Origin of the sequence: Candidatus Pelagadaptatus aseana (assembly GCF_040362265.1) — a bacterium.
Taxonomy (GTDB): Bacteria; Pseudomonadota; Gammaproteobacteria; order Pseudomonadales; family Cellvibrionaceae; genus Pelagadaptatus; species Pelagadaptatus aseana.
The window spans coordinates 1-8,197 of sequence record NZ_BAABNJ010000017.1 but is presented as its reverse complement, the minus strand read 5'-3'; the positions used below and the strand labels follow the sequence as shown (position 1 = coordinate 8,197).

The 8,197-nt window shown below is 47.9% G+C and carries 6 protein-coding genes; 2 read left to right on the top strand and 4 right to left on the bottom strand.

The window, feature by feature from the left end; genetic code table 11:
* Nucleotides 1-168 precede the first annotated feature (168 nt).
* Together ACPXV9_RS15720 and ACPXV9_RS15715 are read right to left on the bottom strand one after the other, a co-directional pair.
* Nucleotides 169-639 (bottom strand): helix-turn-helix domain-containing protein, encoded by a 471-nt coding sequence (locus ACPXV9_RS15720; RefSeq protein ID WP_423899019.1) that lies wholly within the window; start codon nucleotides 637-639, stop codon nucleotides 169-171.
* Nucleotides 640-876: 237 nt separating this feature from the next.
* Nucleotides 877-3,237 carry a TonB-dependent receptor gene (locus tag ACPXV9_RS15715; RefSeq protein ID WP_423899017.1) on the bottom strand — a complete coding sequence of 787 codons (2,361 nt, stop codon included), beginning with the start codon at nucleotides 3,235-3,237 and terminating at the stop codon, nucleotides 877-879.
* Between the two features lie 164 nt (nucleotides 3,238-3,401).
* Between ACPXV9_RS15715 and ACPXV9_RS15710 the strand changes: the two genes are divergently transcribed.
* Nucleotides 3,402-4,418 (top strand): AraC family transcriptional regulator ligand-binding domain-containing protein, encoded by a 1,017-nt coding sequence (locus ACPXV9_RS15710; RefSeq protein ID WP_423899016.1) that lies wholly within the window; start codon nucleotides 3,402-3,404, stop codon nucleotides 4,416-4,418.
* A 167-nt stretch (nucleotides 4,419-4,585) separates the two neighbouring features.
* Here the strand turns inward: ACPXV9_RS15710 and ACPXV9_RS15705 are convergent, their stop codons facing one another.
* Nucleotides 4,586-5,167, bottom strand: a complete 582-nt coding sequence (locus ACPXV9_RS15705) for a TetR/AcrR family transcriptional regulator (RefSeq protein ID WP_423899014.1) — start codon at nucleotides 5,165-5,167, stop codon at nucleotides 4,586-4,588.
* A 119-nt stretch (nucleotides 5,168-5,286) separates the two neighbouring features.
* On the opposite strand from ACPXV9_RS15705, the gene ACPXV9_RS15700 reads away from it, so the two are divergent.
* Nucleotides 5,287-7,164 carry an FAD-dependent oxidoreductase gene (locus ACPXV9_RS15700; protein ID WP_423899013.1) on the top strand — a complete coding sequence of 626 codons (1,878 nt, stop codon included), beginning with the start codon at nucleotides 5,287-5,289 and terminating at the stop codon, nucleotides 7,162-7,164.
* 243 nt (nucleotides 7,165-7,407) lie between these two features.
* Here ACPXV9_RS15700 and ACPXV9_RS15695 read toward each other — a convergent pair whose 3' ends face one another.
* Nucleotides 7,408-8,145 carry an AarF/UbiB family protein gene (locus ACPXV9_RS15695; RefSeq protein WP_423899011.1) on the bottom strand — a complete coding sequence of 246 codons (738 nt, stop codon included), beginning with the start codon at nucleotides 8,143-8,145 and terminating at the stop codon, nucleotides 7,408-7,410.
* Nucleotides 8,146-8,197: the final 52 nt, after the last annotated feature.

The following is an 8,197-nucleotide window of genomic DNA, read 5'->3' as shown; positions in this document are numbered from 1 at the left end:
TCGTTGGTATGAAAAGTGATAGGTATGAAAAGTGGATGTCCTCTTTTCTTCTATTGAAGATCAAGTTGGGCATCAGCAATGTCGGTCGTTGGTATGGAGAGTGGATGTCTTCTTTTTCCCTTTTCTTATTTCTTTAACCTATGCCGAGGAATCAAAAAAAGAAGAATCCTAGAGCTGACGATTTAGAATGCGATATTTCAACGGCGTAACGCCACTCCAACGCTTAAAGGCTTTACAAAAGTTCGAGGGGTTGGCGTAACCCACCATTCTTGCAATCTCTGCGATATTCACAGGTGAAGCAAGGAGGTACTTCACGGATAGGTAAAACTTAACCTCTTCAATAATATCTCGATACTTGAGGTCGCAATTGTTAAGGCGGCGCGTAACGGTTCGCTCAGATAAACACAAATAGTTTGCTACAGAGGATAGCTTAAGTTGGCCTTCTAATTTGTTAATGATGATATAAATCACCAACTTCTTCAGCTCGTCGGCCGTACTCACTCGTTGACGGAATATCTGAACGCAATACGCCCGATTACCGAATTGCTGCACGCCGGAGTTTTCGCCTGCTCGGTCTGTATGCGCATCCTGTATATTAGGTTTTCTAGGTTGGAAATGGGAAATTAAATAATCGGTCATTGCTGTCTTCCGGAAGTTAAGCAGTTCAGGTTATCGATGAATTGCCATGGGCGTAGCACACAAGAAGTACTTTCATGAGATTTGCTATTTGATGGGGGGCGTTAAAGATTGGTTGTCAAGTTGTGAAAAATATCACGGCCTAAATGTGGACCGCTCAGAGTTAAAGATCACTCGGAAACAAAAAAAGGGCAAGCCAATGGCTTGCCAAAGCACGAGAGAGTTGATGGTGGGCTCTGCCTAGAAACGCAGCGTTGCTTCAAAACCCATAGTTCTCGGAGCACCGATATGCAGATTATTCAAACCGTAACCCGCCTGCAGGTCGTATGCTTGAGTGACGTAGACTTTGTCTTCAAGATTCTTTGCCCAGAATGCTAAGGTGTATGCGCCATCGAGTGATTCAAAACTAACTCGCGCATTACTGACCCAGTAATCCCGGCCTTGAATTCCATCAGTGTTAAATACATCAAAGTATTGATCGTCAACGAAGGAACCGTCCAGGTGCAACGTCAATACACCTGTGTCGTCAAGTGGTATATCGTAATCCAGGGACACATTCATGTTTAACCGGGGAGCCGCGATCAATTCGTTACCTTCCAAATCAACGCCGCTCAGCGTTCCTTTCTTCACTTCGGTATCTAACCAGCCCAGCCCGGCTCGAACCAACAAAGATTCCGTTGGCTTGGCCGTCAGCTCTAACTCAACCCCTGAAATGTTGGACTCATCAACATTGACCAAAGTTTGCACCAACGTAGCCGTATCAACATTTAGAAACTGCTGCCCTTCGTAGGCGTAATGAAACAATGCGCCGTTCAGGCGAACGCGGTCATCTAGGAAATCACTTTTGAAACCAATTTCATAGGCATCAACGTACTCGGGATCGACACTGTTGACCTCGCTGATATCTACCAGGCCTTGTGCGTTGAATGCACCGGAGCGATACCCCTTACTGAAGCTGGCGTATAAAAGTGTGCCGTTGTCGGTAAAGTAGTCAATGCCAATCTTTCCTGTCCATTCTCGATCAATAAACTCTCTGGACGTTAAGGGAATCAAGGGACCCAGGTCGCTGCCATCGTTACCCTTCAGCCGGGTTTGGAGGTTGTCCAGTTCATTTTTGTCTTCGGTGTAACGCAAGCCCAATCGAAGTGTCGTTACATCATTAACGGCAAGGTTGCCATCAAAATAGGCCGCTATACTGGATTTGGTTTGTTCCAGTTCGCGGTCGACGCCGCATCCGAACAATGCAAACTGCCCTAAACCGGCGCCGGTCGCCGCGGTTAAAGCGCCGTCCATAGCCATACCTGCCGGAGTCACAGGTCCCACTAGTGGATCAAGGCAATCAAAGGCGTCAAGACTCCCGTCCTGATTGAGATCCAAATCGCTGTACAGATTGACGTCACCTTTAATATCAATGGTTTCCTTGGCGTAATACAGTCCCGAGATAAAATTGAAGTCGCCGTCGAAGTCACTGGTAATGCGGATATCCTGAGCAATCTGTTCCGCCTCAGAACTTGCACTAAGGCTCAGAACTCTAAGGGGGCTGCCGTCAGCATCTTCAATAGATTCGAAAGATCCCTTGTCCCACGATGTGATCGAGGTCAAAGTTAACTCACTGTTCATGTCCCAATTAACCGTGAACGCCGCGGAATCCGTTTCAATTTTCCGCTTGTCGTCTCGATTACTCTCGATTTCAAAGTCATCCAGATGAGAGCGGAAGTAGGACGCCGAACTTCCTCCATTCGAACCTCCGACTGCAGCACCGGACGCTGCGAAAAGTTCGTAGAGTGAATTGCCAACACCCAGTGCTCCCGGTTCTGCCGTAACGCCGAAGTTCACTGGCGTGGATTTACTGGAGGAAAATCTTCCTAGTATTTCAAGATCGTCAGCAGGTTGATAGGTGAAGGCAACTCGTCCGCCCCATTCATCAATAGCATTGGCATCGTCTTTGCCTGCAAGCTTATTCTCTTTCCAGCCGTCGGCTTTTACCACAGTCCCCGCTACTCTGACCGCGAGAACATCATCAATTAGCACGGTTTGATAAGCGCCTTGTGCCTCTCTTCGCTGGTAATCTCCAGCGCCCAATGTCAGGTAAGATTCATCTTCCATAGTGGCGCTTTTGGTAATGTAATTGACAGCGCCGCCTGTTGTATTTTTACCGTAGAGCGTGCCTTGAGGACCACGAAGCACTTCAACGCGCTCGAGGTCATAGAGCTGGACTCCTTGTAAGGCTGGATTACCCTTGTAAACTTCATCCACATACAGAGCTACGGGGCTCGACTGATTCAGGGAAAAATCACTCATGGATATTCCACGCATTGATATCACCGGAAATCCATCACCGTAGGGCGTGGATATTTGCATGTTCGGAACTTGCGCGGCGATTTCGGTACTGGCTCGAATTTTCAGACCTTCGAGGTCTCCAGAGCCGAGAGCGGAAACGGATACCGGGATATCCTGAACACTCTCAGAGCGCTTTTGGGCTGTAACGACAATTTCTTCCAGCTGCAAGGTTTGTGCCTGCGCGCCTACGACAACACTCGCGAGCGACAAGGCCACTGCTTGCACTAGCAAACGTTTTTTGGGTTTGTTGGGGGGTGCCATTGCTCTTCCTCAATTATCAATTGTGATTTTTATTATCAGCCGCAGATCACGGTCGTACGGACAGCAAGAATATACTGAGAGAGAGATGTAAATAATTGACAGTTAAGGAAACATAGTTGATATTTTAGGTAGAAATTAAATGGGCAGATGGGAACGTTTGTAACGTGACTCAATTTAAGAAGCTACCAAAACCCGACTATCAATGGTTATTGGATTTTGCCCATTCCAGGGGCATTACATCTCACGAAATTGAGCGGTCACTGGATTTGGAAAAGGATTCGAGTGGCAGCTATCGATACCTTTCAATGGAAGACTATATCCGGCTCATTAATTGGATGGCGGAGCACCTGGATGAGCCGCTGCTGGGCTTACAGCTGTCAAAGATCACCAAAAACTCTGACTTCGGCGACGCTATGCTGACAGTCTTTCACGCGGCTACGTTGAAGGACGCCTGCCTGTGCCTATCTCGATACGATCAAACGATTTCTAAAGCAATTGTTATCGATTTCATTGAAGGTAAACATGAAAGTCGACTTGAGTATCGAGTTAACATTGCATCCATCTTTGATGTTTCTCAAGAAGTTGAAATGGCATTGGCGTTAATTGTGCGACTATTGCGCGAGCAATTAGGCAGTGACTGGAATCCTGTAGAGATTGGATTTAGTCATAAGCCAAATTCCGCCATTGAGAATTACCACGGCTTTTTTGGAGAAAATGTAAAGTTTGAACAGGCGGTGAACTATTCAATTGTCAATAATGCTGATCTGGACGTAAAAGTCACCCAAGCAGATCCAAGTACGCTGAAAGTGTTGCGCGAGCACGCCGATCAGCTTCGCGATAAGATAATGCAACTTGATGATATTGTTGGTCGAGTTAAATTCTTTATCGCTCGAACAATCGGCACGGGAATATGTTCGGCAGACGAAGCCGCAGCGCAGTTTTTCATGACTCGCAGAAACCTGACGCGACAACTGGCGATACGTGGAACCTCCTTTCGCGAGCTCCGAAATACGGTCATGGAGCAGGTCGCCAAGCAAGCGCTGGCGGAAACCAGTTCATCCATCAGTGCCATTGCCCAGCAATTAGGCTACTCAGAATCCAGCGCTTTTGATCGTGCCTTCAAAAAAATGAGTGGCTATACACCAAGGGAATATCGAAATGTCAATCAGCACGATTTTTGATCACGACTTCAAGCCGGGTTTGAGTGTCTCCAAAAATATAAGAATATCTTTAGAGATGCTCAGCAGTATCGTTCCTTCAAATGCCTTGCGGCAGTATTTGCTCTTGTGGCGCTGGCGTGCGGCGACAATCGCTCCGGTGATACACAGATAATACTTGGAATCACCCGTTAATAGAGTCGTGTTAGATACGCGGTCACGTGTTGCTTCTGTCGCTTTGCGGGCCAATCATCAGGTGCCAGTGACGCCTTTAATCCTAGGCCATCTAGATAGGTAGCCAGCATTTCAGATTCTATCTGCACGTCCAGATCCTGCCTAAGTTCACCTGCAATCCGGGCTTCTTCGATGAAACCAGAAATACCTATTACCCAATCCCTTATCCAGCGCGCCTGGGTCTGTTGCAAGGCTTGAGAATCTCTGGTTCGCTGCCAAAAATCTCTCCAGACACAAAACTCTTTCTGCACAGTTTCGTTGAGCGGTAGAGTCTGTAATAACCACCCTTCTAAATCTCTCGGATTGGCCTGTTTCGCATGTTCTAAGCGATCCTTGGTGGATTCGATTACCTGCTCCAGTGCCGCCTGAAGCACATGTTCCTTATTGTCAAAATAATAATTAACCATGCCCTCGGTGCAGCCGACTTCTTCGGCAAGCTTGATCATGGTCACTTTATGAATTCCGTATTTGCTGATGGCTTCAGCCGCCCCGCGAGCGATGAGCGTACGTCTTTCTTCGTGATCTAGGATTTTTGGCATGTTCTTTTACACCTATAATACGATAACAGCTCATACAACGTTTTTATTATATTAAATATTGACCAATATTAATAATGTGTGTAAACATATTATGCAATATTTATAAAAAGGTGCTCTCCGTGGACAAGAAAAATAATCAGACAAGTCAGCAAGGCCTGAACCGACGCAGCATCTTAAAAAGTGGTTTGGGAGCTCTAGGTGCCGTGGCGGTAACGACAGCCGGTGCCAACGCTGGTGTAAGTGCCATGGCGAGCAGAGGCTCCACAGGTAAAACCGATGACACATATGACTATGATGTTATTGTTATTGGTGGTGGTTTTGCCGGGGTCACGGCGGCCCGTGAACTCAGACAAGCGGGATTGTCTGTGCTTATATTGGAGGCCCGTAATCGTCTTGGTGGACGTACGTTTACGGTAAAGCGCGATGGCAAGCTGTTCGAGCTTGGCGGTGCCTGGGTGCACTCTACGCAGCCTAATGTTTTTGCGGAAATTAATCGCTATGATTTACAGCTGGTGGACTCCACTCCCGGTACGATACCTGAATTGCTGTGGTGGGACGGCGTCGAAGCCAGAAATGCCGGCATGAGCGGTATCGCGCCACTTCTAAAGATGGCTCTCTGTGAGAACGGAAGTCCGGAAGTTGAGCCTTCCCCACCTTTGGTTACCTATCAAAGTTTTGCCATAGCCAATGAGCAATTGCATCAATTTCACGATGGTGCTGTTGACGCATTTCCGCTGCCCTATGATCCCTATGTTACTGACAATTGGCGCAATGCTGATGCCATGTCGGTACGCGATCGCCTGGATCAGATGAACCTGTCTCCCTCTTTGTCGCCGATTATTGAGGGATTATTGGGGTCAGCCGTTCATGGAGCTTTTGATCAAGCCAGTTACGCAGAAATGCTGCGTTGGTGGTCCTTGGTTGGCAGCGATTTTACCCGCTACAGTGACAGCGTCTCTCGCTATAGTTTCAAGCATGGGACGCAGAGTCTAATAGATGCCATGCTCGACGATGGTCGCCCGGACGTAAAGTTAGGTACACCGGTGAAAGAGGTTCACGATCTGGGAGATCATGTAAAAGTCGTAACTGAGACAGGAAAAACATACACTTGTCAGTCCGCCATCAGTGCGGTGCCGATGAATGTGTTATCCAAGATTCAATTTTCCCCAGCGCTAGCACCGCAAAAAATTAAGGCCTCTGAGGAGGGACATGCCGGTTCCGGAGTGAAGTTCTACATTCGTATCCGTCAAAATATAAAGCCCACTTTGATGTTGGCCGCAGAGCAGGAACCTATTAGCGGAATCATGACCATGGCCAGCCCGGGCGATGGCACTCATTTGGTAGCATTTTCCACCGATCCGTCACAAATCAATCCCAATGACCATGGGCAAGTAGAAAAACTATTACGTCGCTTTATACCTGATGCAGATGTTGTGGATACCCTCCATTACGATTGGCATTTGGATCCATATTCACAAGGTACCTGGTGCGTTTTGAAGAAAGGTCAATTGGCGGATTCGATAGTTCCATTGCGCGAATCTCAGGGGCGAGTACATTTTGCCGGGGGAGATATTGACTTGGGATGGCGCGGATTTATCGATGGCGCCATTGCAACTGGCAACCAGGTCGGGCAAAAAGTTGCGCGACTCTTAAACGCACGTTCGACACCAAATTATGAAAAAGAAAAATTGGTCGCCGGAGCTAGCAAAGATACCTCCCTAGATCAATGCACTGTGTGTCACAGTATAGACGTATCCGGAAAAGCCAGTGTTGGCCCAAATCTTAGGGGGAAATACGGACAATCCGCGGCGTCGGACGCCAACTTCAATTATTCTTCTGGCTTGTCAAACAGTGAGCTCACGTGGGACGAAACTAATCTTGATCGATTTTTGAAAGACCCCGCAGGTACCGTGCCGGGTACTACTATGGGCTTTAGTGGGGTTAAAGACCCCAGCGAGAGGGCTGCCATTATTGAGGCCCTTCGACAACTCAAATAATCCATGGAGCGGTAATTGATGATAATGATCTCGGCTGCCATTGTGTGCCCTTCCGAATCCTGAGGGTAAGCGAAGTACTATCAAGCCGATTGCAATCGATCCGGCATGAGCGGTATTCACCGCCGCACAGAGTCAAGGAGGAGGGCCAAAATACATGAAGTTCGTCGTCATAGATTTTCCGTTGTGAGTTCTATTGGCTCAGGGAGCATTTACAGTCGTCCCGGCATTTTTCGATGTCTCTCTTTATAGATGTTTCTCCAGCAGTGGCCCAATGGCTACACGCGCACGCAATCGCCGCGCCATCAAATACAAACCGCCAAGCTTGCGATGCACGTACAAGCAATCAACCGGCGGCGCTTTCCATTCAGATTGAAGACGCATGACATCGTCGTTCAATCGGTTCAGGCGTACCACCAAATCCGATCGCTCAAAATCGTAGGCATCGGTGGACTCGAAGATCTCACCCACCATTAGGAAAATTCGCAGCAGTAATTGTTCGTACTCGGCACTTATTCCCTCGGAGTGATATCCGATGTTTTGTGCGGCTTTAAGAATTCTGGGTTCGTCGCGACTGACCATGGCTTTAATCAACCGCAGATAACCGTTGGCAAATTTGGCGGTGAATTTTCGTGTTGCGCCAAAGTCCAGCAAGACCAGTTTCCCACTCTCCACCTGATACCGATAGTTGGCGAAATTCGGGTCAGTCTGCATTAGGCGCAATTCAAACAGCTCTCGTAGAAATAGTTCGAACAGATCACTCACAGCCTGGTCGCGAACGGACTGGGGCTGTTGCTTTAGACGGTCGATCGGCGAAGACTCGATGTAACTCATCGCCAGAATATTGTCGCGAGACTGGTTCTTGATCAGCGCGGGTAGGATAAAACGCTCATCGCCGGCCAGGTGTTTACCATAGGTTTCGAGGTATTGCGCTTCTTGCAGATAGCTGGCTTCTTCACGCAGTTGCTTGCGTACTTCGTCCAATATGGGGTCCTAGGGATTTTGCCTCCATATATTGCAAAAACCTCTGAAGCCC